The 25,212-nt window shown below is 59.6% G+C and carries 21 protein-coding genes; 8 read left to right on the top strand and 13 right to left on the bottom strand.

The window, feature by feature from the left end; genetic code table 11:
• Positions 1-31: 31 nt before the first annotated feature.
• The 7 genes from F4V43_RS01250 to F4V43_RS01220 all read right to left on the bottom strand — a co-directional run bounded on the left by F4V43_RS01250 (position 32) and on the right by F4V43_RS01220 (position 8,716).
• Positions 32-2,056 (bottom strand): putative bifunctional diguanylate cyclase/phosphodiesterase, encoded by a 2,025-nt coding sequence (locus F4V43_RS01250; RefSeq protein ID WP_150456428.1) that lies wholly within the window; start codon positions 2,054-2,056, stop codon positions 32-34.
• Between the two features lie 223 nt (positions 2,057-2,279).
• The gene (locus tag F4V43_RS01245; protein WP_150456427.1) at positions 2,280-3,968 is read right to left on the bottom strand and encodes a hypothetical protein; all 1,689 of its coding nucleotides are present in this window, start codon (positions 3,966-3,968) and stop codon (positions 2,280-2,282) included.
• Complete coding sequence (locus F4V43_RS01240) at positions 3,965-4,765, bottom strand: ABC transporter ATP-binding protein (RefSeq protein WP_150456463.1); 801 nt, start codon at positions 4,763-4,765, stop codon at positions 3,965-3,967. Before F4V43_RS01240 ends, F4V43_RS01245 begins: the two co-directional genes overlap by 4 nt.
• A 76-nt stretch (positions 4,766-4,841) precedes the next feature.
• Positions 4,842-5,855, bottom strand: a complete 1,014-nt coding sequence (locus F4V43_RS01235) for a Gfo/Idh/MocA family protein (RefSeq protein ID WP_150456426.1) — start codon at positions 5,853-5,855, stop codon at positions 4,842-4,844.
• A 182-nt stretch (positions 5,856-6,037) separates the two neighbouring features.
• Positions 6,038-7,000: a 1,4-dihydroxy-2-naphthoate polyprenyltransferase gene (locus F4V43_RS01230; protein WP_150456425.1), complete on the bottom strand. Its 963-nt coding sequence runs from the start codon at positions 6,998-7,000 to the stop codon at positions 6,038-6,040.
• A gap of 7 nt (positions 7,001-7,007) precedes the next feature.
• A complete protein-coding gene (locus F4V43_RS01225) occupies positions 7,008-7,739 on the bottom strand; it encodes a DUF6081 family protein (protein WP_150456424.1) in 732 nt (243 codons plus the stop codon).
• 56 nt (positions 7,740-7,795) lie between these two features.
• On the bottom strand, positions 7,796-8,716 hold the full coding sequence (locus F4V43_RS01220; protein ID WP_150456423.1) for a prenyltransferase: 921 nt from the start codon (positions 8,714-8,716) through the stop codon (positions 7,796-7,798).
• Positions 8,717-8,942: 226 nt separating this feature from the next.
• On the opposite strand from F4V43_RS01220, the gene F4V43_RS01215 reads away from it, so the two are divergent.
• The 4 genes from F4V43_RS01215 (at position 8,943) to F4V43_RS01200 (ending at position 13,695) form a co-directional block, all read left to right on the top strand.
• A complete protein-coding gene (locus F4V43_RS01215) occupies positions 8,943-11,099 on the top strand; it encodes a putative bifunctional diguanylate cyclase/phosphodiesterase (protein ID WP_150456422.1) in 2,157 nt (718 codons plus the stop codon).
• 36 nt (positions 11,100-11,135) lie between these two features.
• Entirely contained in the window at positions 11,136-11,504 is a 369-nt protein-coding gene (locus F4V43_RS01210; protein ID WP_150456421.1) for a hypothetical protein, read from the top strand.
• A 138-nt stretch (positions 11,505-11,642) separates the two neighbouring features.
• Positions 11,643-12,119, top strand: a complete 477-nt coding sequence (locus F4V43_RS01205) for a DsrE/DsrF/DrsH-like family protein (protein WP_150456420.1) — start codon at positions 11,643-11,645, stop codon at positions 12,117-12,119.
• An 85-nt stretch (positions 12,120-12,204) separates the two neighbouring features.
• Positions 12,205-13,695 carry an aminotransferase class V-fold PLP-dependent enzyme gene (locus F4V43_RS01200; RefSeq protein ID WP_223879737.1) on the top strand — a complete coding sequence of 497 codons (1,491 nt, stop codon included), beginning with the start codon at positions 12,205-12,207 and terminating at the stop codon, positions 13,693-13,695.
• Positions 13,696-13,898: 203 nt separating this feature from the next.
• On the opposite strand, the gene F4V43_RS01195 is transcribed toward F4V43_RS01200, so the two are convergent.
• The 3 genes from F4V43_RS01195 to F4V43_RS01185 form a co-directional block, all read right to left on the bottom strand.
• Positions 13,899-14,813 carry an aldo/keto reductase gene (locus F4V43_RS01195; protein ID WP_150456418.1) on the bottom strand — a complete coding sequence of 305 codons (915 nt, stop codon included), beginning with the start codon at positions 14,811-14,813 and terminating at the stop codon, positions 13,899-13,901.
• Between the two features lie 5 nt (positions 14,814-14,818).
• Complete coding sequence (locus tag F4V43_RS01190; RefSeq protein ID WP_150456417.1) at positions 14,819-15,445, bottom strand: TVP38/TMEM64 family protein; 627 nt, start codon at positions 15,443-15,445, stop codon at positions 14,819-14,821.
• 137 nt (positions 15,446-15,582) lie between these two features.
• Positions 15,583-16,443, bottom strand: coding sequence for a transglutaminase domain-containing protein (locus F4V43_RS01185; RefSeq protein WP_150456416.1), 861 nt, complete (start codon positions 16,441-16,443; stop codon positions 15,583-15,585).
• 87 nt (positions 16,444-16,530) lie between these two features.
• On the opposite strand from F4V43_RS01185, the gene F4V43_RS01180 reads away from it, so the two are divergent.
• The 4 genes from F4V43_RS01180 to F4V43_RS01165 all read left to right on the top strand — a co-directional run bounded on the left by F4V43_RS01180 (position 16,531) and on the right by F4V43_RS01165 (position 21,562).
• Positions 16,531-17,109 (top strand): RNA polymerase sigma factor, encoded by a 579-nt coding sequence (locus F4V43_RS01180; protein ID WP_150456415.1) that lies wholly within the window; start codon positions 16,531-16,533, stop codon positions 17,107-17,109.
• On the top strand, positions 17,081-18,193 hold the full coding sequence (locus F4V43_RS01175) for a DUF4179 domain-containing protein (protein WP_191089423.1): 1,113 nt from the start codon (positions 17,081-17,083) through the stop codon (positions 18,191-18,193). Before F4V43_RS01180 ends, F4V43_RS01175 begins: the two co-directional genes overlap by 29 nt.
• A gap of 163 nt (positions 18,194-18,356) precedes the next feature.
• Positions 18,357-20,285, top strand: a complete 1,929-nt coding sequence (locus tag F4V43_RS01170; protein ID WP_150456413.1) for a RiPP maturation radical SAM C-methyltransferase — start codon at positions 18,357-18,359, stop codon at positions 20,283-20,285.
• A gap of 17 nt (positions 20,286-20,302) precedes the next feature.
• Positions 20,303-21,562: an MFS transporter gene (locus F4V43_RS01165; protein ID WP_150456412.1), complete on the top strand. Its 1,260-nt coding sequence runs from the start codon at positions 20,303-20,305 to the stop codon at positions 21,560-21,562.
• A 115-nt stretch (positions 21,563-21,677) separates the two neighbouring features.
• Here F4V43_RS01165 and F4V43_RS01160 read toward each other — a convergent pair whose 3' ends face one another.
• The 3 genes from F4V43_RS01160 to preA are packed head-to-tail and all read right to left on the bottom strand — an operon-like array spanning position 21,678 to position 24,621.
• Positions 21,678-21,899: a hypothetical protein gene (locus tag F4V43_RS01160; RefSeq protein WP_150456411.1), complete on the bottom strand. Its 222-nt coding sequence runs from the start codon at positions 21,897-21,899 to the stop codon at positions 21,678-21,680.
• Position 21,900: 1 nt separating this feature from the next.
• Positions 21,901-23,328 (bottom strand): dihydropyrimidinase, encoded by a 1,428-nt coding sequence (gene hydA / locus F4V43_RS01155; protein ID WP_150456410.1) that lies wholly within the window; start codon positions 23,326-23,328, stop codon positions 21,901-21,903.
• Positions 23,329-23,331: 3 nt separating this feature from the next.
• Entirely contained in the window at positions 23,332-24,621 is a 1,290-nt protein-coding gene (gene preA, locus F4V43_RS01150; protein WP_150456409.1) for an NAD-dependent dihydropyrimidine dehydrogenase subunit PreA, read from the bottom strand.
• Between the last annotated feature and the right edge of the window lie 591 nt (positions 24,622-25,212).

Genomic DNA, 25,212 nt, shown 5'->3' with positions numbered 1-25,212 from the left:
ATGGGTCATGAACGTCTTCGGAGCCGGCCGTTCAGCCCGCCGCCTGCGCATTCTCGCTGAACCAGCGCCCCAGCTCACTAACAGCCATAGGCCGGCCGTAGTAGTAGCCCTGCATCACCCGGCAGCCCAGCGATTGAAGCAGTTCAATCTGCTCCGGGGTCTCCACCCCTTCGGCCACCACATCCATGTTCAGGTTGCCGGCAATGGCAATGATATTGCTGATGATGGCCTTCTTGGAATGCATCTTGCTCTTGCGGATGAACACCTGGTCAATCTTGAGCGTGTTCACCGGAATTTCATCCAGATTGCCCAGCGAGGAGAACCCGGTGCCGAAGTCGTCCAGCGACACCCGGACGCCCAGGCTGCGCAGCTTCGACAGCTGGGCAACGGTCTCCTCCATATTGTTCATGGCGATCGACTCCGTGATCTCAAGCTCCAGGTAGTGCGGCGGCAAGCCGGAACGGCTCAGCGCCTCCTCCACCACCTCGTAGAGATCGTCGGTCTCGAACATTTTGGCGGACATATTGATCGACACAGCGACTTCGGCTATGGATTCCTTGTGCCACAGCATATTCTGGCTGCACACCTCGTGAAGCATCCAGTAGGTAATCGGGACGATCAGGCCTGTCTCCTCGGCAATCGGGATGAACTCGGCCGGAGATACGATTCCGTACTCCGGGTGTCTCCACCGCAGCAGCGCTTCGAGACCGACTGTAACATTAAGCAGCGAGTCCCATTTCGGCTGGTAGACAACCATGAACTCGGAGCGGGCCAAGGCCTTGCGCAGATCCTTCTCCAGCGACATCCGCCGCACCTGATGGCGGTTCATCTCCTGGTCGAAGATGCTGAATTTATTCTTGCCGGAATCCTTAGAGGTATAGAGCGCCGTATCGGCCGCCTTCATCAGAGAGGAGCGGTCCATCCCGTGGGTCGGGGAGAGGCTGATCCCGATGCTGGCTGTGACATACAGCTCGTTGCCCTCGATCCGGTAAGGACGCTTCACCTCGCTGAGAATCCGCAGCGCTTCTTCCTTCGCCTCTTCCCGTCCGCAGCCGGGAATGGCAATCAGGAACTCGTCGCCTCCAAGCCGGAACACCCGGCCTCGTCCATCCTCCTGACGCAGCTTCAGCAGGCGGCGGGCCGCCTCTTCCAGCAGCATATCGCCGATGTCATGACCCAGCGTATCGTTGATGGCCTTGAACCGGTCGAGGTCGACAAAGAAGACCGAACCATACCGGTTGGCGAGGAATTCATCTTCAAAATAACGTTCCAGTCCATGCCGGTTCGGCAGGCCGGTCAGCGGGTCATGGTAGGCCATGCGCTCCAGCACATGACGGTCCAGGAACACTGCGCTGCCCGATATCACGAACATGAACAGCGTTACCAGCGAGACGCCGATCAGCAGAATAGCATCCGTCTGCATGAAGGAGGAATGGATGCCGTCTGCCCCGACATAGCCCATATGGGAGATTCTCACGCTTGTGTAGTGAAGCCCGGTTACGGCAAAGCCGAGAAAGACAGAGGCGAACAGACGCCAGCGGCTGAAGCCGGCTTGCGCTTTGGAACGGCTGAAGAGGAACAGGCCGAGCCAGGACGCGAACAGAGCAAGCAGCACGGCAATGCCCTGGGACAGCAGGTTATAGTGAAGGTGAGCTTTCATATTCAGCGAGCTCATGCCGATATAATGCATTCCGGCGATCGCGATGCAGAGCAGAGCGCCGCCAGCCATGATCTGGCCGAGCCGGGGCCTGGAGGATACAAGCAGACTCAGCGAGAGATAGCTGAATACTATGCTGGTCAGAATGGAGAGAAGGGCCCCGCCCGCATGATAGGTAACTTTGAAGGGCAACTCTCCGGCCATGATGCCAATATAATGCATAGCCCAGATGCCGCTTCCCAGCACACAGGAGGCGGTCAGGAGCCACAGCCGTCTGGAGAAAGGGGAGGAGCCGTCCGCCTGGGACAGCAGATTGAAGGCCGAATAGGATGCGGCAACCGCTACGACAAAAGAAAGCAGCACGATCCAGAAGTTATAATGAATACCCAGTTGGTCCATAATGTACCTCTCGCGGTCAGAATAATAGAGCCTTCTCTGGCAAAACACGGGTGGGCAGGATGCATGTCGGTTGGCGGCTGCGAATGCGATGAGGAGTACGTGTAAAGCGTACCAAGAAGACCGTCTATCCTGAGCTTTGCTGTTATTCTACCTTGTATTCTGCGGGCTGTCTAAGTAAATACTGGAACTGGCACCCTTTTTTCGGACTCCGCCGCGAAATGCCCTATTTGGACAAGGAACGGAGCCCGGAAGACGGGGACCCGGACTTCGACTTCGCCGGGCCGAAGGCGATCCGCCAGGCAGTCGGACCGGCGGCGGCCAGCAACGCCAGATAGAAGTAAATACCGAATTCCGTCTGCCGGACGAGATAATGAATTCCGGCCAGACCGAACAGGATCAACAGCAGCAGCAGGGCGCCCTTCTGCTTCTCCTTCTGCCGGTTCCGTTCGTACTTCTCGGAGAAGGGCAGACTGCGGGGCTGGACCGCATAGCAAATGACCGTATACAGGAACATCGTCAGAAGCACGGCCAGCAGATCCGGCCAGATCCCCGGGCCGAAGATCAGCAGAAAGACCGCCGCTTCAAGCAGGTAGAGCGGAACGATAAGCCGGGCCAGCGCGGCTTTGAATACGGCGCTGTAGATTCGTTCCGGGCTTGTCAGCGGAACCGCGCGGTAGACCCAGGCGGCTTTGTAATTGATGGAGTAGGCCAGCATCGTGACCACCGTCTGGATCAGGGCGATCATCAGATAAATGTACAGATAAGCCTTGGTGCCGCGAAGGGCGGAGATATTTCCGCTGACCAGCGTGTTAGCCATAAAGATAAACGGGAAGACGACAGACAATCCTATCGTCGGATAGACCTTCAGCTTGAAATCGCGTTCCTGGCGCATCATCGACCAGCAGAACCCGAAGAACAGCCGTTCCTCGCGCCCCCGGCAGAACAACCGGGCCAGCAGATCGGCGTAACGCGACTTCCGTCCGCCGGCGCTCTCCTGCGACGCCAGCTTCGCAAGGCTCCGTTCAAAGGCCGGCAGCGTGCGGATGTATACGATGCAGAGGACGACCGGAACCGCCAGCGCGGCTATCGCCATCAGCACGAACGGCAGGCGGCGCACGCCGCCCAGGACGACTTCAAAAGCCGATCCGAACCAGACCGGAGGAATCAGCACTTCCCACCAGGCGAAGCGGGGCGTCATGTCCGCAGCAACGGTCATATTGAACATCCGGGACAGGAATTGATACCCGACTATGACGGTCACGGACAGCCCGATCTGGACGTAGTTGATCATGTCCTTGAGTTTCTCCCCGTCGAACAGCTTCATAATCAGCAGATAGAAGAGGCCGGTCAGCACCAGCACGAGCATATCCGTCAGCAGGACTCCCGCCAGGAAGAGCAGGAAGAAGGCAACTCCTTTGTAAAAGAGAGCTACGAGGAGAGCCGGCCCCGCCAGCGACAGAGAGAGGCCCAGCAGATAGACCAGAATATGTACGGTCTTCGCCAGCCCCAGCGTGCGGCCGTCGACCGGCCGGGACAGCAGAATGCTTTTGTCGCGAAGGTCCAGAAGCACGGAGGAGAAATCGGAGATCAGCGTCGTCATCATGAAGAACGTGAGCACGCCGAACTGCATGGCTGCCAGAATCCAGTCGCTCAGAGGCAGCATCAGCATCAGCGCGAACATCGCGCCGTACAGCACGTAGATCCACTGGATGATGCCGGTTCTGGAACTAAGCGGCGATTCTTTGGCGGTTCCGCCCAGCACGGTTGGCGTGCGCCGTCCGTCCATCGTCAGCTTCACGCCGACAATGCTGCGCATTACCGGATAGTCCGCCCCCATACGGATCAACAACGGCGCGAGCCGGTCCAGAACTCGAAGCACCCCGGATTCCCGGGGCATTGGATCTGCCTTCATGTCCGCGCTCCTTCTCTCAGGACCGAGATGAATTCGGACGCAATCTCCCGGTGCCGGTCAAAGCCTGTAAGCTGATTGAAGATCCCTTCCAGCGAACCCTGCGCGCTGCGCGCCTGCAGCTCCTCGAATGTCCCGTCGGCCACGATGCCGCCCTCGGCAATGAGGACGATGCGGCTGCTGATCTTCTCCACGACGTCCATAATATGCGAGGAATAGAAGATCGTCTTGCCCTCCGCCGCCAGTCCGGCCAGAATCTCTTTGACGACCATGACGCTGTTCGCGTCCAGCCCGCTGAGCGGCTCATCCAGGAACAGAATATCGGGGTCATGCAGCATGCCCGAGACCAGGAGCACCTTCTGCCGCATCCCTTTGGAGAACGAGCCGATGACAGATTGGAAGGCGCCCTCCAGGCCGAGCAGCTTCAGCAGCCGCCGTCCCCTGTCCTCCGCTTCCTCCCGCGACAGACCGTACAGGCCCCCGATGAAGACCAGGTATTCCCGGGCAGTGAGACTCTCGTAGAGCTCGGCGATCTCCGGCACGTAGCCGATGCGCCGCTTGTAGGCGGGATCGCCGTCTGCAATGTCGCGGCCGAAGATTTCAATTCGCCCGCTGTAGCCCTGCACGAGACCGAGCATCAGCTTGACGGTCGTGCTCTTGCCCGCTCCGTTGGGCCCGATGTAGCCCACAATCTGCCCCGGGCCTACCTCCAGGTTGATTCCCCGCAGCACATAGCGGTCTCCATACTTCATCCACACATCCGACAGCCGGATCACCGGCTCCCGTCCATCTCCTGACATGCCCATCACGCCCTTCTCCTCCCTTGCTTCACGTTGCGCACGGACCGGAGCAGACCCCGCTCCGGTCTCCAAGCCATCAGATCCGGCTGCGCGGGACAAGCTCCACCCGCCGCCGCTCTCTTGCCGATTTCAGGCACGCTTCCAGGAGCGCCATATTCGCAGCCGGGTCTCCGGGAGACACAATCGGCGCTGCCCCGCCTGCCGCTGCTGCAAAGTCGTCGGCCTGACGCACATACGGATTGGCGCCGATGCCCCGAACCGTCTCGCGGTCCGCGCCGTCCCGAATCCATTCAAAGTCGGCGTCTTCCTCCCGCGCATTGAACGGCATTGGCAGATACAACCGGCCCGTCGTTCCGAGAATCTCCAGCTCCTGCCGGTTCGACGCCCACATGCCGCAGTCAAAAATAAGGCTGACGCCGCCCGGGAATTCTACCAGCCCGGAGGTCATCATATCCACGCCGCCGTGCTCCGGCGAGAACCGGGCATGCGCCGTCACCGCTTCCGGTTCGGCGCCCAGAAGGAAGCGGGCCGCGCTCATCGGATAGCAGCCGACATCGTAGATCGAGCCGCCGCCCCACTCGGCCCGGAAGCGGATATTGCCGGTATCCTCGGCATCGTTATACGTAAATGCCCCGCGGAAGCCCCGAATTTCGCCGATGGCCCCGTCCGCGATCAGCTCCCGCACCTGCTTCATCCGGGGATGATGCCGGTACATGAAGGCTTCCGCCAGATGCACGCCTGCCTTGCGGCAGGCTTCGACCATCTCCCCGGCTTCGGCGGCTGTCAGCGCAAGCGGCTTCTCGCACAGCACATGCTTGCCGGCCTCCGCCGCCCGGATCACCCACTCGCGGTGGAGATGGTTCGGCAGCGGGATGTAGACCGCATCCACTTCCGGATCAGCCAGCAGTTCCTCATAGCTCCCGTAGGCGCGTCCGATGCCGAACTGTCCGGCCACCTCCCGGCTCTTCTCCAGACGGCGGCTGGCAATGGCCGCGAGCGTTCCCGAAGAAGACGCCTGAATCGCCGGCATCACCGCGTTCGTTGCGATCTGTGCACAGCCAAGAATTCCCCAACGCAGCTTCGTACTCATCGATGTCTCCCTCTCTTTCCAGAAAAATCTAAGAATGTGTCCATTGTAATGCATCCTCCGCGGCATGCCTACTCTAAACCGCACAATCCAGAACTTCTCTTGCTGCCAAGCTCCGGGCAGACCGAACAGGCCCGCGAGCCATAGGCGCGGGCCTGTCTTCCTTCTGTATTTCTTCTCCCTGTCTACAGCGTCTCCAGCAGCACGGCCGCCAGCATAAGCGCGATCCGGGCCCCGCAGAGCAGCACGAAGTTCCGGACCGAGAGAATGAAGGTCGCCGCTTTCTCCGGGCGGGCCCGGAAGGCGGCGATGTTCCGGCGCAGCGGAATGACCGTCAGCAGTGCCGCCAGCACCAGCAGGGGGTGGACGCCGAGCAGCAGCAGAACGATCAGGTCCAGATAGGACAAATAGTAGAGCGCCGCGAAGAGCCGGAGCGCATGGGCCTTCCCGATATAGACGGGCAGCGTATAGCGCCGGTTGTCGATGTCCTCCTCGACATCGCAGATGTTGTTGGCCAGCATAATGTTGGCAATCCCGAGAACCGCCGGAACCGAGAAGCCGAACAGCGCGAGCACCTCGGTCAGACGGATGTCCAGGCGGACCGACAAATCGGTCCACGGCCCGCTCAGCGCAAGCGACGCCAGTTCGCCGTCCGCATGAATATAAGCGGAGATGAAGATGATGACGAAGCCCATGAACAGGCCGGAGAACAGCTCGCCGAGCGGCATCCGCGAAATCGGGATCGGTCCGAACGAGTACAGAATTCCGATCAGAAAGGACAGGCCTCCGAGCAGGAAGACCAGAAGCCCTGTCTGCGACACCAGCAGCAGGCCGCCGCCGGCGGCGAGCACCAGCAGTACGACGATAACCGTTACAGCGGTGCGCTCTTTGACCTTATAGCGGACAATGGCGTTATGCGTTTCGTAGCCGTACCCGTGGGTGCGGGCCGCCTTTTTGAAATCATAATAGTTGTTGATCGCTGTCGTCGCCATATCGAAGCTCAGAAGGGAGAGCAGCATGAACAGGAAATTCTCCAGCCGGAAGCTGTCGAACCGGTACAGTGCGTACAACGTGCCCAGGGCCAGCGGGATCATGCTGGCGACCTTGGTCTGGATCTCTACATATTTCAGGAAGGTCCGGAGATTCACGCGGGGCTCAGCCCTCCGTCACGGTTACCGCGACCGGGGAGTACTCGGCGATAACCGTCTGTCCATGGCAGGATACGCTGCCCTCGGGCGACAGATCCTTCTCCGTCATCATGCCGAGCGCAACCGTGAACCGGTTCAGCTTGACCGGAATGTTCTTCTCCCGGCGCACTTCTCTGCCGTTGAGGTAGAAGACCGCTTCGTCGTTCCCCCGGTGATAGGTAATCTTGTACGTGTTGAATTCGCGGGCCTGGAAATCGGTATCTTCCTTGAAGATGGAGAAATACTTCGTTCCTCCCGTATCGGGCACGCTCACGCCCGGGAACGGCAGAATGGCGTAGACGCTCGCGTACTTGTCGTTCCCCGCGAAGAAATCAAGCGCCGCTCCGGTCGAGAAGTCCAGCAGATTAAGCGACACATATCCGTCGTAGAGATCGCCGGGAGCCGTTCCCGACGTCCGCGCGCGCATTTGCAGCTCGAAGCTGATCTCGCCGGCTTCCGGCACCTCCACCTCTTCGGCGGAGAAATACATATGCTTGGCGTTGTCCAGAATCTGCACCTGGTTATGGCCGCGGGTCAGCTGCGCCCGCACGTAGAGAATGCCGTTGCGGACGATGACGACCGCCTCCGGCTCGCGGTAAGCCCAGAAGGTGCCGTCCGGCAGCTTGAAGCCGCCGGTCTTCCAGACCTGTCCATCCGACAGGATGGTGTGAAAATCGCCGAGTGTGAACTGCTTGTCCATGAAGATCGCTCTCTTTCTGTCAGGAAATTTAGGGACTAGAGGAAAAGGTGACGAAGCTAACCGATCAGGCCCTGCAGGAGCAGCGCCAGCGCCATGACCGAGCCGCAACGCACGGAGGCGCTGCGCGATGCGCCCATCAGCGGCAGATAAGCCTGGGACGGATTCTCCGCGCCCAGCCTGCGGTACGCGCCGATCAGCGGCACGGCGGTCGGCAGAGCCAGCAGCGCATACCACGGCAGAGCGCCCAGCGAAGCGCATACCACAACCGAAGCGTATGCGACATAGAGCATCAGCCGCGAGAGACGCAGCGCCCGGCGTTCGCCGAGCGCTACGACGACCGTCTTCTTGCCGGCCCGCTGATCCGCGCGCCAGTGCAGGAAATGATGATTGAACAGCAGCAGCGTGGTCAGCAGGCCGACCGGCAGCGACAAGAGCACCGGCTTCCAGCCGAACTCGCCGGTCTGGACGAAGTAAGAACCGGTCACCGGCATCAGGCCGAAGGCGAGAAAGATCGCCAGCTCGCTGTAGCCCCTGCCCCGGTAGCCGAACCGCAGCGGCGGAGCCACGTAGAAATAGGCCAGCACCGCTCCGCCCGCCACGAACCACAGCAGTTCGGGTCCAGCCAGAACGCTGAGCAGCAGGCCGCAGATCAGCGCGACCGCGAACAGGCTCCACGTAATCGCGCCGAATACGCGCTCGCTCAGTACGCCCGCAGCCAGAAATCCCGAGTTGGTCGAGATGGCTCCCGGCGTGTTCTTCGCTTCCGTATCCGCGCCGCTCCGGTAATCCCACAGATCATTGATCATGTTGGAGAACAGATGGGCGGCGGCCGCTCCTGTGAAAGTCAGCACAAAGAGCAGCGGATGGAAGACGCCCTCCCAGACATATGCCCCGAGGGCGCCGAGCACCACCGGTACCATCATGACCGGGATCACGCCGAACCGGGATGCCTTTTTAAATAACCTCCATGCATTCATGTCGGTTCTGCAAGCCTCCTGTATAAGATGAATATTAGATAAGAATAATTATCATTAAATAGTATACATGAAATCCCCGCCGATTTCACTTGCGCAAACTTGCTAAAAATGCCATCCTAGAGAGGATCGGCACGACATCAATCGACATTTTCAACGCGGCAGCCCTACAGGTCCGCATCTGATCTCCTGCCGCAAGAATACGAGTCCTGCTGACCGGAGGCCCCCTATGGCTTTCTTCAAGAAAAAACCCTTCCTGCTGATCCTCGCCATCATCTTTGTCCTGCAGCTGTCGCTGTATTCCTACTATTCCGTATCGGTCGACCGGGAGCGCCGGTCTGTCCAAGCCGACCTGTCCGCCCGCGCTTCGATGCTGTCCGCCAATATCGAGGAACGGGTGTCGATCATCCGGGGCGTGGGCTCCTTCATCCGGACCGTCGGCTTCGACGCCGACCCGTCCCTGGTCCGCCTGTATCTGCAGAACGCGTACCGGTCCACCGACCATGTGCTGAATATTGCCGTCGCTCCCCGGGGCGTCATTGATTATGCGTATCCGCCGGACAGCAGCGCTGTCATTATGGGCAAAAGCCTTCTCAGCGACGCTTCGCTGGCTTCGCCGGATCTTATCCGGGAGACGATGAACTCCCGGGGGATTGTGATGGACGGGCCGCGGAAGCTGGCCCAGGGCGATTACGGCCTGGTGATGCGCCAAGCCGTGTACACGGGCGATGCCTTCGAGGGCATCATTTCGGTAACGCTGCGGATTCAGGATATTGTCGATCATTTCCTGGGCAGCAACTCCAGCCTTTATGTAACCCGCGGGGCTTCCGAGTACCTGTTCGGCCCCCGGCCGAAGGGGACGGAAGCCATCATCAGTGTTCCCGTCTCCTTCTACAACCAGCAATGGGAGATTCACGAGCCGCTTCATCCCGGCGTCCGGCGCCGGGCCTTGGCCGGGGTCTTCTGGATTGATATCGCGCTCTTGTCGCTTCTCGGCTTCGTCTCCTACTTCATCCGGCAGCAGACCCGGTTCAGCCGGGATCTGGAACAGCTGGTGAATGCCCGGACCCGGGATCTGCGGGCGTCGGAGCGCTCCTACGAGCAGATGGCCTATTACGACAGCCTGACCGAAATCCCGAACCGGAGGCACTTCACCAATACGCTCGACGCCCTGCTGCAGAGCGATGATCCGACCCGCCGCTATATGCTGTTCTACTTCGACTTGAACCGGTTCAAGGAGATTAACGATACGCTCGGCCACGGCGCAGGCGATCAGGTGCTGAAGACGCTGGCGGCGAGGATTCAGCACAGCGGACTGCCCTACCGGATGTTCGCCCGGACAGGGGGAGACGAATTCGTCATGCTGTTCGAAGACACCCCCGAAGAAGCGGCTGCGCTCGCCGCCCGTCTTAGCTCTGTCGTGGGCGAACCGATGGAAGTGGCCGGGGCCCGGCTCAACCTCTCGACCAGCATCGGGGTCGCCCTTTACCCCGAGCATGCCGGGACCCGGGACGATCTGATCCGGTTCGCCGACACGGCCATGTACCAAGCCAAGACCCAGGCCGGAGAGACCTGTTACATGTTCGACCAGAATCTGCGGGACAAGCTCAAGCAGAAGAGCGTCATCAACCGCCATTTGCTGTCGGCGCTGGAGAATCGGCAGTTTGTATTGTATTATCAACCCCAGGTGGATATCGTGTCCGGGCAGCTTGTCGGTCTGGAAGCGCTTTTGCGGTGGAACCATCCCCAGGAGGGGCTGATTGGCCCGAACCGGTTCATCGGGGCGGTGGAGGAAGCCGGTCTGATGGTCCAGCTTACCGACTGGGTCATCCGCGAGGTCTGCCGCCAGCTCGCCGAATGGAAGGCCCAGGGACTTGCGGTTCGCCGGACCTCGCTCAATGTCTCCAACAGCTGGTTCTATAACCGCAGTCTGATTCCCGGACTTCTGGCTGTGCTGGACGAGTTCGGGCTGGAACCGGATGTTCTGGAATTCGAGATCACCGAGAGCACCGCGATGATGGAGGAGCATTACCCGCTTCTTCAGCAGATCCGGGATATCGGCATTACCGTGTCCATCGACGATTTCGGCACGAAATATTCGTCCTTGAATTATCTGAAGCATTTTCCCGTCAACAAAATCAAAATCGACCGCGCCTTCATTACAGGCATCGGCCTCAGCCCCATCGACGAAGCGATCATCGAATCCATCGCCCAGGTTGCTTCCCAGCTCGGCTACGGGCTGATCGCCGAAGGCGTCGAGACCCGGGAACAGGCCGATTACCTGGTCGCCCGCGGCTGTCGCTGCATCCAGGGCTATTATATCGCCCGTCCGCTGCCTGCAAGCAGCATCGGGCCGATGCTGACTCCCCGCAGTTCCGGGGAATAAGTTCCTATCCACCGAACCGAAAGGAAGATCGAGCGAATGAATGATTTTACCAATGGAGAACTGATCGCAACGGGCGTCTTCGCCCTGCTGCTGATCGGCCTCGCTCTTGTCGTTGTCCGCAGCATGGCCCGGATGGGCGAAGGGATTATTCCGCTCCGCAGACGAACGCTGGTCTGGTTCCAGATTTCCCTGGTGCTCACCGTCGTCCAGCTGAATTTCAAGAAAGACGGAGACTGGCGGTTCTCGGTTATCCTGGGCCTGATCGTGCTGTTCACCGGCGCCGTCTGGCTGTTCGCCCGCAGCTATGAGCGGAAGTATACGGCGGCGCATCCCGAAGCGGCCCGGGATACGGCCTCCGAAAGCCCCGATGAGAACCGCCCCCAAGGCAGCGGCCCCGCCGACTGAGCCGCAGCCAGGAAGCCCGCTTCCCGGCCTTTCGCGCATAGCTTTGGCCCCGATGTCCATACTAGCCGGAGGATGCGGCGTCTAAGGACGCCCCCTCCCATTACCGGCTCTATGCGGACATGAAAGGCGCTGTTGCACATGACGAAGAAGGTTAACCTGCTGATGTTCAGCGGAGAATACGACAAAGCGATGGCCGGACTGATTCTGGCCAACGCGGCAAGGGACATCGACGCCGAGGTGACGATGTTTTTTGCGTTCTGGGGATTGTTTCTGCTGCGCGATCCCGAGACGATGACGCTGGAGGACAAGAGTCTGTACGAGAAGCTGATGGATCTGGTCACCCCGAAGGGCCCCGAGCAGCTGCCGCTGTCGCGGATGAACTTCAGCGGGCTGGGGAAGCTGCTGCTGGAAGAGATGATCGAGGACCAGGGCGCGCCGAAGCTGATTCACTTCCTGAAGGGAGCGCGCAAGAAGAACATCAAATTCTATGCCTGCAAGCTGTCGGTGGAGATTATGGGCTTCAAGCCCGAAGAACTGCTGCCGGAAGTTGAGATCATTGACGCGGCGGCCTACCTCAAGGACGCGCTGGAGAGCGACGTGCAATTGTTCATCTGAAGGGGCGCCTCCGGCATGGGCGTTAACCCATCCTCCGCCCCGGGCATATACTGGGTGGACCATGATCAGGCTGGGGGGAACGCAAGTGATTCATTCCGCACCGGAGGAAGAAGCGCCCCATGCGGACGCGTTTCGAAAATTCCGCGAGCATACGATCGGCATGTCGCAGCGGATTCTCACGCCGTACGGCTCCCGGCGGCTTCTCTACGCCGACTGGACGGCGAGCGGACGGCTGTATGAGCCGATTGAACGGCGGATTCAGGAACGGTTCGGCCCTTATGTCGCCAACCCGCATACCGAGGCGAGCGCTGCGGGCGCTCTCATCACCCGCGCCTATGAGGAGGCGCGGCGCATCATCAAGCGCCACGTCCATGCCGGCCCGGACGACGCGCTGTTCCTGGCCGGCGCCGGCATGACCGGCGCGGTCAACAAGCTCCAGCGGCTGCTCGGCCTGCGGCTCCCGCCCTGGCTCGCGGGCCGGATGGACCTGCCGCCCGGGGAGCGCCCGGTCGTCTTCGTGACGCATATGGAGCATCACTCCAACCTGCTGCCGTGGCGGGAGAGTCTGGCCGACGTGGTCGAAGTGCCGCCGGGAGCGGACGGCAACGCCTGCCCCCGGAAGCTGGGCGAAGCGCTGGCCGCTTATCCCGGCCGGCTGAAGATCGGCTCGTTCACCGCTTGCTCGAACGTGACCGGGCTCGTTACCCCTTACCGCAGCCTCGCCGCCGCGATGCACGAGCACGGGGGATGGTGCTTCGTGGATTTTGCCGCAAGCGCCCCGTATGTCGAGATCGACATGCATCCGCCCGACCCCCGCGAGCGGCTGGACGGCCTCTTCTTCTCGCCCCACAAGTTCCTCGGCGGCCCCGGCGCGGGCGGCGTGCTGATGCTGCGGTCCGATCTCGCCGCAAGCCCCGTCCCCGACGAGCCGGGCGGCGGCACGGTTGCCTGGGTGAGCCCCTTCAGCAGCCACCGCTATCTTCAGAGTCTGGAGGCCCGGGAGGACGGGGGTACGCCGCCGTTTCTCCAGACGATCCGCACCGCGCTCTGTCTGCGGCTGAAAGAGCAGATGGGCACCGGCCGGATCGCCGAGCGCGAGCAGGCGCTCGGCCGCGCGCTGCTGACGAGGCTGAGCCGCATCCCCGGCCTCACCCTGCTGGAGGCCCGCCACCGGGAGCGGCTTCCCATCGTCTCCTTCAATCTGCGCGGCCTGCACTACAACCTGGTCGCCCGGATGCTCAGCGACCGGTTCGGCATCCAGGTCCGGGGGGGATGCTCCTGCGCCGGACCATACGGCCATTACCTGCTCGGCATCGGCGAGCAGGCGTCCGCCGCCGCGGCCACCGCCGCCTTCAGCGGCGACCAGTCGCAGCGGCCCGGTTGGGTGCGCGTATCGCTGCACCCGATCATGACGCTCCGCGAGGTGCATGCCATCGCGGACGCCGTGGCGGCGATTGCGCAGCACGGCGCGCAGTGGCGGCGCGACTATGCCTACGACGTCCGCCTGAACCGCTGGCGGCACCGTTCCCGGCCGGAGCCGGAGACGGTGCCGGTGGAATGGTTCACGCCGGATTGAAGCCGCAGGGGAATAAGCCGCTTCCGTGCGGATCATAAGGGAGCGGCCGGTTCCCTCTGCGATTAGCCGGTTCCCCTTGGCTCCGGTTCCCGGTACGGCAAAGCCGCGCTCCCTCTTCGGGAAGCGCGGCTTTCTTTTAGAGCTTTTATTAGGAGCCTTCTTAGGAGCCTTCTTAGGAGCCTTGATTAGAGCTTCAGCCCGTATCAGGCTTCGGTATCCGGCACCATCTCCAGGCCGGCCGCTTCGGCGTTCGCCGTAATCTGCCGGATATCCTTGCAGCCCGGAATCACCGTCGTGACGGCCGGATTCGTCAGGCACCAGGCGAGCGCCCACTGCGCCATGTCGATGCCCTCCGGCACCTCCTCGCGCGCGATCCGCTCCACTTCCCGGAGCATAAGCTCGCGCTTCTGCGCGTCGTGGCCCGCCCGCACATCGCCTTCCGGGAAGGACGCGTCCGGCTTGTATTTGCCGCTGAGGTAGCCGCTCGCCAGCGGCACCCGGGCCAGCACGCCGAGCCGCTGCTCCGCGCAGATCGGGAACAGCTCTTCCTCCGGCCCCCGCTCCAGCCGGTTATAGACGACCTGGATCGCTTCGGCTCCGACCGAAGCGGCCGCCTCCGTCTGATGCCGTCCGCTGCCGGAACTGCTGATCGAGACGCCGAGATGGCGGATTTTGCCCGCGGCCTTTTGCCGGTCCAGCATGCTCCACAGCTTGTCGTTGTCGAACTGGGCGTCCGTGCCGGAATGGAACTGGTACAGGTCGATATACTCCGTCTTCAGCGCCTTCAGCGACCCGTCGAGCTGCTTCAGCACGTCGTCCGCGCTCCAGAGCTGCTCCCGCTGGAGATGGCCGCTGAAATGGTGTCCGAACTTCGTGGCCACCACCCAGTCCTCGCGCCGTCTGCGGCTGATATATTCGCCGATGAATCGCTCCGACAGATGGTCGCCGTAGCACTCCGCCGTATCAATCAGGTTAATGCCCAGCTCCCCGGCCTTGTCCAGCATCGCATCGACTTCCGGCTGCGTGAAGTCCTTGCCCCACTCGCCTCCGAACTGCCACGTTCCTACGCCTACCACCGAGACGCGCAGTCCCGTACTTCCCAGCTTGCGGTATTTCATGACGGTTATGGTTCCCCTTTCCCTCCGCCTCCCCCGGCATACTTCCGGGAGAAATAGCGTTCAATGGATTTAACGGCCCACAGACAGAGCAGAACGAACAGGACGACATAGATCAGTTCGAACGGTCTTTCCGCAAAACGCGCCGCGTCGCTGCCGATATACGATACCGCCAGCACCATAATGCCTTTGCCGGCCAGCACCGCCAGCAGGTAAGAACGCAGCCTCATACCCGCGAGTCCCGCGGCCAGATTGACAATGACGAACGGTCCGACCGGGAACAGGCTGAGCAGGAACACATAGCTGAACCCGCTCTCCCGCACCCATTTCATCGCCTTCGCGACTCTCGGGCGGGCCGCCCACCTGCGCAGATGGCGCTGGGAGGCAACCCCGCGGATGATGGCGAACGTGGCCAGGCAGCCGGCCACCAGCCCGATCCACGAATACAGAAAGCCGGGCCATAACCCGTAGACGGCCGCATTCAATCCGACAATCAGAACCGTGGGCAGCGGCGGCACAAAGGATTTCATAAAAGTCAGCAGCAGACCCGGCAGCGGTCCCAGCGACCGGTACTGCTCCAGCAGCTCCCGCAGACGGTCCTCCGTCAGCCACGAGGCGGCCTCCAGCTCGAACATATCGACTTGTCCTCTCGTTCCCGCGCCTCTTGGCAGGCCGCAGGCTTGATGGCCCTTATTATACACGATGCGGGGGCAGCGCGCCCGACGCGCAAAAGTTGGTTACACTTTGGATCAAATTTTACAAAGAATTCTGCTCACTGCCCCGACTGCTCCAGCAGCCGGACCGACACGCTGACCTCCAGCGTGCTGCCTCCGCCCCGGTACACGCCCTGAAGCGGACTGACATCCGCATAGTCGCGTCCGGTCCCGACGCGGATGTGATTGCCGAGCGCCTCGACATTGTTGGTCGGGTCCAGCCCGATCCAGCCGATGCCCGGCGCCATCACCTCCACCCAGGCATGGGTGGCGGCGTCGCCCTTCAGGGCGGAATTCTCGCCGACATACAGGTACCCGCTGACATAGCGGGCGGGAATGCGCCTTGCGCGCAGAATCCCGATCATGACGTGTGCCAGATCCTGGCACACGCCCTTTTTTAACCCGTACGCCTGCCGCGCCGTCGTTGTGACCTGGGTCGATTGTCCGTCGTAGGTGAATGTCCGGTAGAGGTACTGCATGACGCTGATCGCATACTGCACCGGATTGTTCATCCCGCCGAGTTCACGCTGGGCTTCGGCCAGCTGGGCGGGCTCCAGATACGTGTAATCCGTCTCGTTGAGATAAGACAGGTAGTGCTGGCGGAACAGCTCGGAGTGGAAGATCGCCCGCATCCGGTCCGAGTACAGAATCTGGTCGGCGAACGGGCTGCGCTGAATGCTGACAAGCGATGTCGTCTTGACCTCAAGCAGGCGGTGTTTCTCCGGAATAAAAAAGGTCTCGACCCGGTTCCCCCACAGGTCGGTATGTTCCTGGGTAAGCGATACCGGCGCGATGTCCGCCCGGTATTGAAGCAGCCGCTGCACCTCGTCGGTGAGCGGTTTCAGCCGGATCGTGTTCAGGCTCTGATCGACCTCGGAGTCGTACTTGAACGTATTGGTATGGACGATTTCGTATTTCATAGACGGGCTCCCTTTCTATTATTGTACTAGGGTCACAAAACGTTATCCTTCATCGTTATACAAAGTGAAAGGAGGGAGAACAAGACCATGGCCACAAGAGGCAACCCAGACGCGGGCTCGGATCTGGAGCTGGAACAGCTTATTCGATTCGTCCAGGAAGGTGAGGTGCAGCCATTTGAACCTATTATCCGGAAGTTCCAAAAACCCATCTACTTATATTGCTTTTATCTGCTAAAGAATAGCCAAGAGGCCGAAGACGCAGCACAGGATATCTTTATCAAAGCGATTCGGCATATAAAAAGTTATACCCCAACTGTATCCTTCTCAGCATGGATTTACAAAATTGCCCACAATCATTGTACAGATATTTTGAAAAGAAAAAGTCGGGAGTCCTATTTCTTCTCCCGCTATCGCACCGAACATCTCTCTTCGGAAGCTCCTCATCATTACTCGGAATATATCGTGCAATTGCTGGAGCTACTTACCATGCAGGAACGGCAAATTCTGCTTCTCAGAGCACTCGAGGAATACAATTATGAGGAAATAGGTTCCATTATGGGCATCAAGGCAGCCACGGTCCGTAAGAAATATGAACGTATCCGAAAAAAAGTACTGAAAAGAAGGGAGTATGACCGCTATGAAGTCTACGCAGATGCCAAAAGATAACGACTTGGATTTCATCAAGCGACTTCTGAACGAGGACCCGGTAACGATTGATTTGGTGAAGAGCACGATGGACCGTTATCATAAGACCGATTTACCTTCGGTCCCGGTACCTTCTCGCAGGAGCAAGACGCGGTTTGTCTTCTCTGTCGCTTCACTTGCAGCCGTCATGCTCTTCACTCTTCCTTATCTTTCTCCTACTATGGCGGCCTCTATGAAGCAGGTACCCGTCCTGTCTACTCTCTTTCAGTTTACCGGCGATTTAGGTCTTCGTACAGCTGATGAACGCGGATGGTATACCTCTACTGCCTCTCAGGATAGCCATAATGGTATTTCACTCCAAGTGCCCGTGGTAATGTTTGATGGGACCCGCCTTTCTCTAGGGATAGAGCGCATGGGTCAAGCCGAATCAACCTCTCTACCTTTACAGTCGCAAATCAAATCTATTCATCTGTCTATAGACGGAAGAGACATTCAGGATTTCCAACCCTCTCAAACGGATAACTCCATTGATATTTACAGCTTTCAGGGAAGGGATAAAAATTCTTCTGTTCTGGAGTTCTCCAATCTGCGGAATCAAGGGGGAGAACCTTTTCCTGACCACTTCAGATTATCTCTTGAGGTAATATTGGAAGGTGTGGACCAGCCTTATGCACTTACGGTTCCGGTCCGTCTGAACGTTTCAGACCTCAAGGTATACTCACCTCACCTCAAACATTCCTATCAGAACCTGACGGTAGATCTGGAGAAGGTTGAAGTTACTCCAGTGACGACAAGTATCTCGCTGCGACTTACAGTTGACCCTTCCGATTCCCGCCATATCCCTTTAATGGGATACGATCTTTTCGACGAATCCGGGCATAAGTTGAATTTTCTCACCAGCCACAGCTGGAACCCGACCGATGGTTTAGTTCAAGTTACGGATGCGCGTTACGAGCCTTTGAACGGATACTCCAAAACTATCGTTATTAAGCCTTACCTCTACCTGTACAAAGACCCGGCAAACAAAGAAATGATTATAAGTGAAGACGGTACCCCAAAAATCAGGTATATCCCGGAGTTAGAAATGCGTGTGGCTCTGAAATAGAAAATGGGTGAGCATCCGTCCCGAATCTACAACTTTATGGGAAATATTATTGACTGCCGGATATGCCGAAGCTATAATCCATACAACTCATAATTCCATCAAATGGATATTATGACCATGCACACCATAAAAGGTTGACTAAGAAGAAAATGGAGGAGTTGGGATGCGGGTCCTCTTTGTAAATATGCCTTTTGCGTCCGCCTACAGACCGTCGATAGGCATCAGTCTGCTGCAAGCCGGACTGCTGAAGCACGGCATCGCTTGTGAATCCTGTTACTTGAATCTCACCTTTGCCCGTATGATCGGCCAGGAAGCCTACGATCATCTTGCGGAGAACTTTACCTATGCGACCAATTCCTTGGCGGGAGAATGGATTTTCTCCGAATCCCTGTTCGGCGTCGACAATTTCCAGGAATATACCGATTATTATGCTGCCGCCTTCCCTTCGGGTACGGAGACGCCGGAACAACGCCGCGAACTGTTCGAGCGGCTATCTTGCATCCGCAGCGAGGTTGAAGCTTTCTTGGACGGTGCTCTTCGCGAGCGGGATTGGGCCTCTTACGATGTGATCGGATTCACCTCGGTCTTCCAGCAGAATGTCGCCGCACTGAGCCTGGCGAAGCGATTGAAGGAGCGCTTTCCGGACAAGATCATCGCTTTCGGCGGGGCCAACATGGATGGGGTCATGGGACCCGGGACGCTTCAGGCCTATCCTTTTATTGACGTGGTCTGCTCCGGCGAAGGCGATGATTCCTTCATCGAGTTCATGAAACAACTGGAATCCGGCCGCAGCCTTACGGAGTGTTCCGTTCAGGGCGTTCTGCTTAATCCCAGATACGGCGCACCGGGTCCAAGCGCCCCGTCATCCAGTCAGCCTGTACATGACATGAACAGCTTGCCCTATCCCAATTACGACGATTATTTTCAGCAGTATCTGGAGGCCGGCCTGGAACCTTCGGCAGAGAAGCAGAGCTTTCTGTTCGAGTCCTCGCGTGGCTGCTGGTGGGGACAGAAATCCCACTGCCTCTTTTGCGGCCTGAACGGCTCGACTATGAATTACAGAAGCAAATCCCCCAAGCGGGCACTCGACGAGATTATTTATCTGAAAGAGCGCTATCAGAATTTCACCAACCGGGCTACCGCCGTCGACAACATCATCGACATGGGTTATTTCAAATCTCTGCTGCCGGAGATCCGCGACCGGAACCTGAACCTGAATATGTTCTACGAGACCAAGGCCAATCTGACCAAAGAGCAGATCCAATTGTTCCGGGATGCCGGCTTCTATTATGTGCAGCCTGGAATCGAGAGCTTGATTACCTCCGTGCTCAGACGAATGAAGAAGGGCGTGAGCATGCTTCAGAATGTCCGCCTCTTGAAGTGGTGCGCCGAATATGGCGTAGGTCCCATGTGGAATTTCCTCTACGGCTTTCCCGGAGAGAACCCCGAAGACTATGAGGAAGCCGCATCGCTGATTCCAAGCCTTGTCCATCTGGCTCCCCCGGCCGGAACCTCACCCATTCGTCTGGACCGGTTCAGCCCTTACTTCGACTCGCCCCATGAATACCGCATCCGGAATATCCGGCCGCTTCAAGCCTATGAATACGTCTATCCCGCTCTGCCGCCCGAACAACGCGCGGAAATCGCCTGCCACTTTGATTTCGATTACGGCGACGGACAGCAGCCCTCCTCTTATATCCGGAATCTCGCCGAAGCCATCCGTTCTTGGAAGACGGATTATTCCACCAGCGAACTGTTCTCTGTGCTCAAAGAAAATCAGTTGGCTCTGGTAGACACCAGGCCGATTGCCGCCCGCACGATCACCCTGCTAAGCATTCACGAAACGGCTGTGTATCTGGAATGCGACAACATGAGCTCCAGCGACAACGTCGCGGCAAGACTCCGCACCCGGGGATTCGGAATAAGCAGCGAAGAGGTACGGGATATCCTGTGTTCCTTTGTCGCCCGACGCCTGATGCTGACGGAAGAAGGCGTCTTCCTCAGCCTGGCCATCCCTCTGGGCGATTACTCCCCCAAGAGAGCAGGGCTGGAACGGCTGCGAGAGATGCAGGAAGCGGCCCAATCCACATAGAAAGGAATCCATCCGTTATGGATCAGACCGTCAAGCCATCCTACCGGAGTCTCCTATCCTTGTCCAACTACCGGATGCTGCTTGCCTCGCAGGTGGTATCCGCCCTGGGCGACGGCGTATACGCCATCGCCTTGATCTGGATTATGAAGGAGATCTCGGGCAGTTCCTTTCTCATGTCGGTGCTGATCGCGTCCGAGACCGTACCGCTGCTGATCTTCGGCCTGTTCGCCGGGATTATCGTAGACAGAGGGAACAAGAAGCGAATCATGATTATGTGCGACATCGCCAGAGGGATCATGATCGCCTTCATCGCCGCGATGCTGATGGCCGGCTTGCTTAAGCCCTACATGCTGATTATGGCCTCATTCGGGGCATTCTTCACCCCCTCCCGGACAGTGGCGGTACGCACGCTGGTCCCCGGGGAGCAGATGATGCAGGCGCAGAGCCTGGCTCAAATGATTCAGACTCTGGTCGGCCTGGTTGCACCGGCCTTCGGGGCCTTGCTGCTGCATTATGATGCGTCCTATGCCTTTCTATTTAATGCGGCGACTTTTATGGGATCGGCGCTCTTGTTAACCTTGATCCGCAGCCGGCCGTTGGTGGAGAAGTCCTCCGAGAAGCTGGACCGTTCCGGATTCGCCCGGGATTTCAAAGAGGGGATTCTTGCGGTTACCGCCCACCCGCTGCTGAGGAACCTGATTCTGTATCTGGTGCTTATTAATTTCATGCTGGCCCCTACCACGCTCTTGTTCCCACTCATTGTCGGGGATTCAACCGAGCTCGCCCTGTTTGAAATTCTCTTCGTGATCGGCATTACGGCAGGAGTGTTCTCTCTCAATCTGCTCCGAAGAATGCAGCGCATCGTCCTTCTGGCCGCAGGCATCGCCTTGATGCTCGCCGGTCTCGGAGCGTTAACCTGGATTCACCATCTGTACGCCGAGCTGGTCTGCGTATTCATCGTCGGATTGGGAAGTCCTCTGGCTAACGTTACGCTGCAGACGCTGTTCGTATTAAAAGTGCCCCAGGAGACGCTGGGCCGGGCATCCAGTCTGATGAAGGTGCTGCTTGAAGCCTCGCGGCCTCTCTCCACCTTGCTGGCTGGCGTCCTGATCCTCTCCATACCTGTCCGGTCTTTCTTTGCCATTATGGCGGTATTCGGCATGATCGTATTAGGCTTGATGCTCCTGAATCCCAGCATTCGCCAAGAGTCTTCCGATCTCCCCTCCCCCGGCTCTCCCGGAACGGCAGGCGCCGTGCAGGAGAAGCTCGATGCCTAGACCGGCTCGCAGGCATATCGACCCCGCCAATCGCCGCGCTATTTAAAACGGGACGATGCCGAATCCCCGCATCGTCCCGTCTGCTGCACATTCTTCCCGAATTAGCAGGCCGCTGTTACCCTGCCGTACGCTTCGCCGCCACAAGCAGCGTCGTCACATATTTCCGCGCATCGGCGGTAAGCAGCCGGAGCTCGGCGGCCGCCGGAGCAGGCTCCCCGCGGACGAACCGGACGACCGCACCGTCCAGATCCTCGGCGATTCCGGCGATGGCGTATCCGGTCGAGACCTGCTCATCGACCGCTTCCTTCTCTCTGGCGTAATCGTCGTAGGCCGACATCTCAGACCCCCCCGCCGACTTCAGCCTTGCCGGGCAGCGGCCTTGCGGCGTCGCCGAACCGCTTGCGGCGCAGATATTGCCCCCGGCCCGGGGCGCCCACGAACTGCTTGTCGCGGATGACGAATTCCCCGCGGACGAGCACGCTCACCGGCTCGCCGGTCACTTCCATGCCCTCAAAAGGGTTGTAATCGACGTTCATATGATGCGTCGCCGCCGAGAGCGTCCGCTTCACGGACGGGTCAAAGATGACGATGTCGGCATCGCTGCCCAGCGCGATGGTGCCTTTTTGCGGGAACAAGCCGAACAGCTTGGCGCTCTGCGTCGAGATGATATCGACGAACTTATGAATGGAGATGCGTCCCTTCTCCACGCCTTCGGAATAGACCACGCTGAACCGGTCCTCAATCGTCGGTCCGCCGTTCGGAATCTTCGAGAAGTCGCCGCGGCCCAGCTCCTTCTGGCCCTTGAAATTGAACGAGCACTGATCCGACCCGATCGTCTGGAGGCTGCCGTTCCACAGGCCCTTCCACAGCTCCTCCTGGTTCCACTTCTCGCGCAGCGGCGGCGACCAGACATACTTCGCTCCCTCGAACTCCGGCTTCTCCAGATCAGTGATATCCAGCGTCAGGTACTGCGGACAGGTCTCGCCATAGACGCGAAGTCCCTTCTTCCGCGCCTCCTCGATCTTCCACGCCGCTTCGGCGCATGTCACATGCACGACGTAGAGCTGGGAATCGGTCAGTTCCGTCAGATAGGCGGCGCGGCCGGTGGCCTCGCCCTCCAGCTCAGGCGGACGGGTCAGCGCATGGTAGATCGGGTCGGTGTTGCCCTCGTCGATCGCCTTGTTCACCAGATACTCGATCACGTCGCCGTTCTCGGCATGGACCATAACGAGCGCGCCTTCCTGGCGGGCGGTCTGGAGCGTCTTGAACAGGGTGCCGTCGTCGGCCTGGAATGTATTCTTGTAGGCCATGAACACCTTCAGCGATGTAATGCCTTCGTTCTCGATGATCCCCGGCAGCTCGGCCAGCACCCGGTCGTTCAGCTCGGAGACCATGAGGTGGAAGCTGTAGTCGATGGCGGCCCGGGACTCCGACTTGGCGTGCCAGACGTCGACGGCCTGCTGCAGCGGTTCTCCTTTGGTCGTCAGGCAAAAATCAATGACGGTCGTCGTGCCGCCGTAAGCGGCCGCGATCGTCCCGGTCTCGAAGTCGTCGGCGGTCACGGTCCCGCCGAACGGCATGTCCAGATGCGTATGCGGGTCGATGCCGCCCGGGAACACATAACAGCCCGCCGCGTCGATCATCTCCGCTCCCTCGGCGCTCAGTTCCTTGCCGATCCCGGTGATTACACCGTGCTCGATCAGAATGTCTCCGGTGTAGGCATCCGTCGCTGTCACGATCATTCCGTTCTTGATCAGCTTCTTCATGGCTTACAGCACCTCCGCTTCGGTATAGGCTTCGTTCAGTTGGGCCACGATGCGCTGCCGCTCGTTCCAGGTCAGCGGCGCCAGGCCGGAATCCAGGGCGATCATGTCAATTGCGCCGTCCGCCGGGCAGACAATGGAGCACAGGTTGCAGCCGACGCAGTCCTCCTCGCGCACCCGCAGCACCGCCTTGCCTTCGGCGTTGGTCAGCATGTCGATGCACTGGTGCGAGGCGTCCTCGCAGGCAATATGGCATTTGTTGCAGTTGATGCAGTTCTCCTCGTTGATTCGGGCCACGACTTTGTAGTTGAGGTCCAGATCTCCCCAGTTGGAGTAGCGGGGCACCGAACGGCCGATCAGCTCCGTAACGGAGGCGAGGCCCTTCTCGTCGAGGTAGTTGTTCAGCCCGTCGATCATCTCCTCCACAATGCGGAAGCCGTGGTGCATGACAGCCGTACAGACCTGAATGCCGGTCGCGCCCATCAGCATGAACTCGACGACATCCTGCCAGGTCGAGATGCCGCCGATGCCCGAGATCGGCACGCCGACCTGCGGATGGCGCGCGCATTCCGCAACCATGTTCAGGGCAATCGGCTTCACGGCCGGACCGCAGTAGCCGCCGTGTGCGCCCATGCCGCCGACATGGGGGATGGTATTCCACGTATGGATATCCACCCCGGCCAGACTGTTGATTGTATTAATCATGCTCACCGCATCGGCGCCGCCCTTGACCGCATGGCGGGCCACAACGGTAATGTCCGTAATGTTCGGCGTCAGCTTGACGATGACGGGCGTCTTCGCGACTTCCTTCACCCAATAGGTCTGCATCTCCACCAGATCGGGCTGCTGGCCCGATGCCGCGCCCATGCCGCGTTCGGCCATCCCGTGCGGGCAGCCGAAGTTCAGCTCCAGGCCGTCGACGCCGACATCTTCGACCCTTTTGACAATCTCATGCCATTTCTCCCGCTCCGGAACGACCATCAGGGAAGCGATCACGGCATGATCCGGGAACCGTTTCTTCGTCTCGCAGATTTCCTTCAGGTTGACATCCAGCGGGCGGTCGGTAATCAGCTCGATATTGTTGAAGCCCGCTACGCGCTGCCCGTTGAAGTTGACGGCGGCGAACCGGGACGAGGTATTGATAATCGGATCGCCCAGCGTCTTCCACACCGCGCCGCCCCATCCCGCTTCAAAAGCGCGCTGCACCTGATAGCCGGTGTTGGTCGGCGGCGCCGAGGCCAGCCAGAACGGGTTCGGCGACCGGATACCCGCGAGATCAATGCTCAAATCTGCCATGAACGTGTCCTCCCTTACAAATGTGATACTCCGCGCCGGGTTCCCGGCGGGTATGGCGATCGTCCGCGATGCGGCGATGTGTCACGGATGCAGCCAAGCTTCAGGAGTGCGGCGATGTGTCACGGATGCAGCCAAGCTTCAGGAATGCGGCGATGTCGCCAATCACGGGCGGGCTGTCAGGGCCTGCCGATGCGGACCTCAAAGCCCCTATTCCGGAAATTCCACCGGATTTATCCGAGCAATCGGACCCCAGAGCCCTTATTTGCACGGAATGCCGGGCCATCGAGTCGATTAGGCTGAAATAAGCGCATCTCGGTCCGTTAACGGCTCAGAAGCAGCAGATTTTGCCCCAATAGGGTCCGTACGGTCCGCTTGGCGCTGGAGAGCGTCCGTCAGCAGCTTCACCTCGCGACCCATCCGGCAAAAGCATGCGCCGCGCCCCGGTGAAGGCGCCCGCTCCCGCCGATCGGCCTGCCTGCGGGGCGGCACTTCGCCGCCGATAGAGCTCACCAGCCCTCCGGGGCGGCGCTTCGCCGCCGATAGGGCTCACCGGCCCTCCGGGGCGGCGCTTCGCCGCCGATAGGGCTCACC

The sequence above is a fragment of the Paenibacillus spiritus genome (genome assembly GCF_008710135.1).
Lineage (GTDB): Bacteria > Bacillota > Bacilli > Paenibacillales > Paenibacillaceae > Paenibacillus_AQ > Paenibacillus_AQ glufosinatiresistens.
This window is presented reverse-complemented; position numbering and strand designations above follow the sequence as displayed.

Bases quoted from the DNA above. Each gene is read 5' to 3' on its own strand.
- F4V43_RS01250 (WP_150456428.1), bottom strand. From the start codon at position 2,056: ATGGACCAACTGGGTATTCATTATAACTTCTGGATCGTGCTGCTTTCT.
- F4V43_RS01245 (WP_150456427.1), bottom strand. From the start codon at position 3,968: ATGAAGGCAGATCCAATGCCCCGGGAATCCGGGGTGCTTCGAGTTCTG.
- F4V43_RS01240 (WP_150456463.1), bottom strand. From the start codon at position 4,765: ATGTCAGGAGATGGACGGGAGCCGGTGATCCGGCTGTCGGATGTGTGG.
- F4V43_RS01235 (WP_150456426.1), bottom strand. From the start codon at position 5,855: ATGAGTACGAAGCTGCGTTGGGGAATTCTTGGCTGTGCACAGATCGCA.
- F4V43_RS01225 (WP_150456424.1), bottom strand. From the start codon at position 7,739: ATGGACAAGCAGTTCACACTCGGCGATTTTCACACCATCCTGTCGGAT.
- F4V43_RS01220 (WP_150456423.1), bottom strand. From the start codon at position 8,716: ATGAATGCATGGAGGTTATTTAAAAAGGCATCCCGGTTCGGCGTGATC.
- F4V43_RS01215 (WP_150456422.1), top strand. From the start codon at position 8,943: ATGGCTTTCTTCAAGAAAAAACCCTTCCTGCTGATCCTCGCCATCATC.
- F4V43_RS01210 (WP_150456421.1), top strand. From the start codon at position 11,136: ATGAATGATTTTACCAATGGAGAACTGATCGCAACGGGCGTCTTCGCC.
- F4V43_RS01205 (WP_150456420.1), top strand. From the start codon at position 11,643: ATGACGAAGAAGGTTAACCTGCTGATGTTCAGCGGAGAATACGACAAA.
- F4V43_RS01195 (WP_150456418.1), bottom strand. From the start codon at position 14,813: ATGAAATACCGCAAGCTGGGAAGTACGGGACTGCGCGTCTCGGTGGTA.
- F4V43_RS01190 (WP_150456417.1), bottom strand. From the start codon at position 15,445: ATGTTCGAGCTGGAGGCCGCCTCGTGGCTGACGGAGGACCGTCTGCGG.
- F4V43_RS01185 (WP_150456416.1), bottom strand. From the start codon at position 16,443: ATGAAATACGAAATCGTCCATACCAATACGTTCAAGTACGACTCCGAG.
- F4V43_RS01180 (WP_150456415.1), top strand. From the start codon at position 16,531: ATGGCCACAAGAGGCAACCCAGACGCGGGCTCGGATCTGGAGCTGGAA.
- F4V43_RS01175 (WP_191089423.1), top strand. From the start codon at position 17,081: ATGAAGTCTACGCAGATGCCAAAAGATAACGACTTGGATTTCATCAAG.
- F4V43_RS01170 (WP_150456413.1), top strand. From the start codon at position 18,357: ATGCGGGTCCTCTTTGTAAATATGCCTTTTGCGTCCGCCTACAGACCG.
- F4V43_RS01165 (WP_150456412.1), top strand. From the start codon at position 20,303: ATGGATCAGACCGTCAAGCCATCCTACCGGAGTCTCCTATCCTTGTCC.
- F4V43_RS01160 (WP_150456411.1), bottom strand. From the start codon at position 21,899: ATGTCGGCCTACGACGATTACGCCAGAGAGAAGGAAGCGGTCGATGAG.
- hydA (WP_150456410.1), bottom strand. From the start codon at position 23,328: ATGAAGAAGCTGATCAAGAACGGAATGATCGTGACAGCGACGGATGCC.
- preA (WP_150456409.1), bottom strand. From the start codon at position 24,621: ATGGCAGATTTGAGCATTGATCTCGCGGGTATCCGGTCGCCGAACCCG.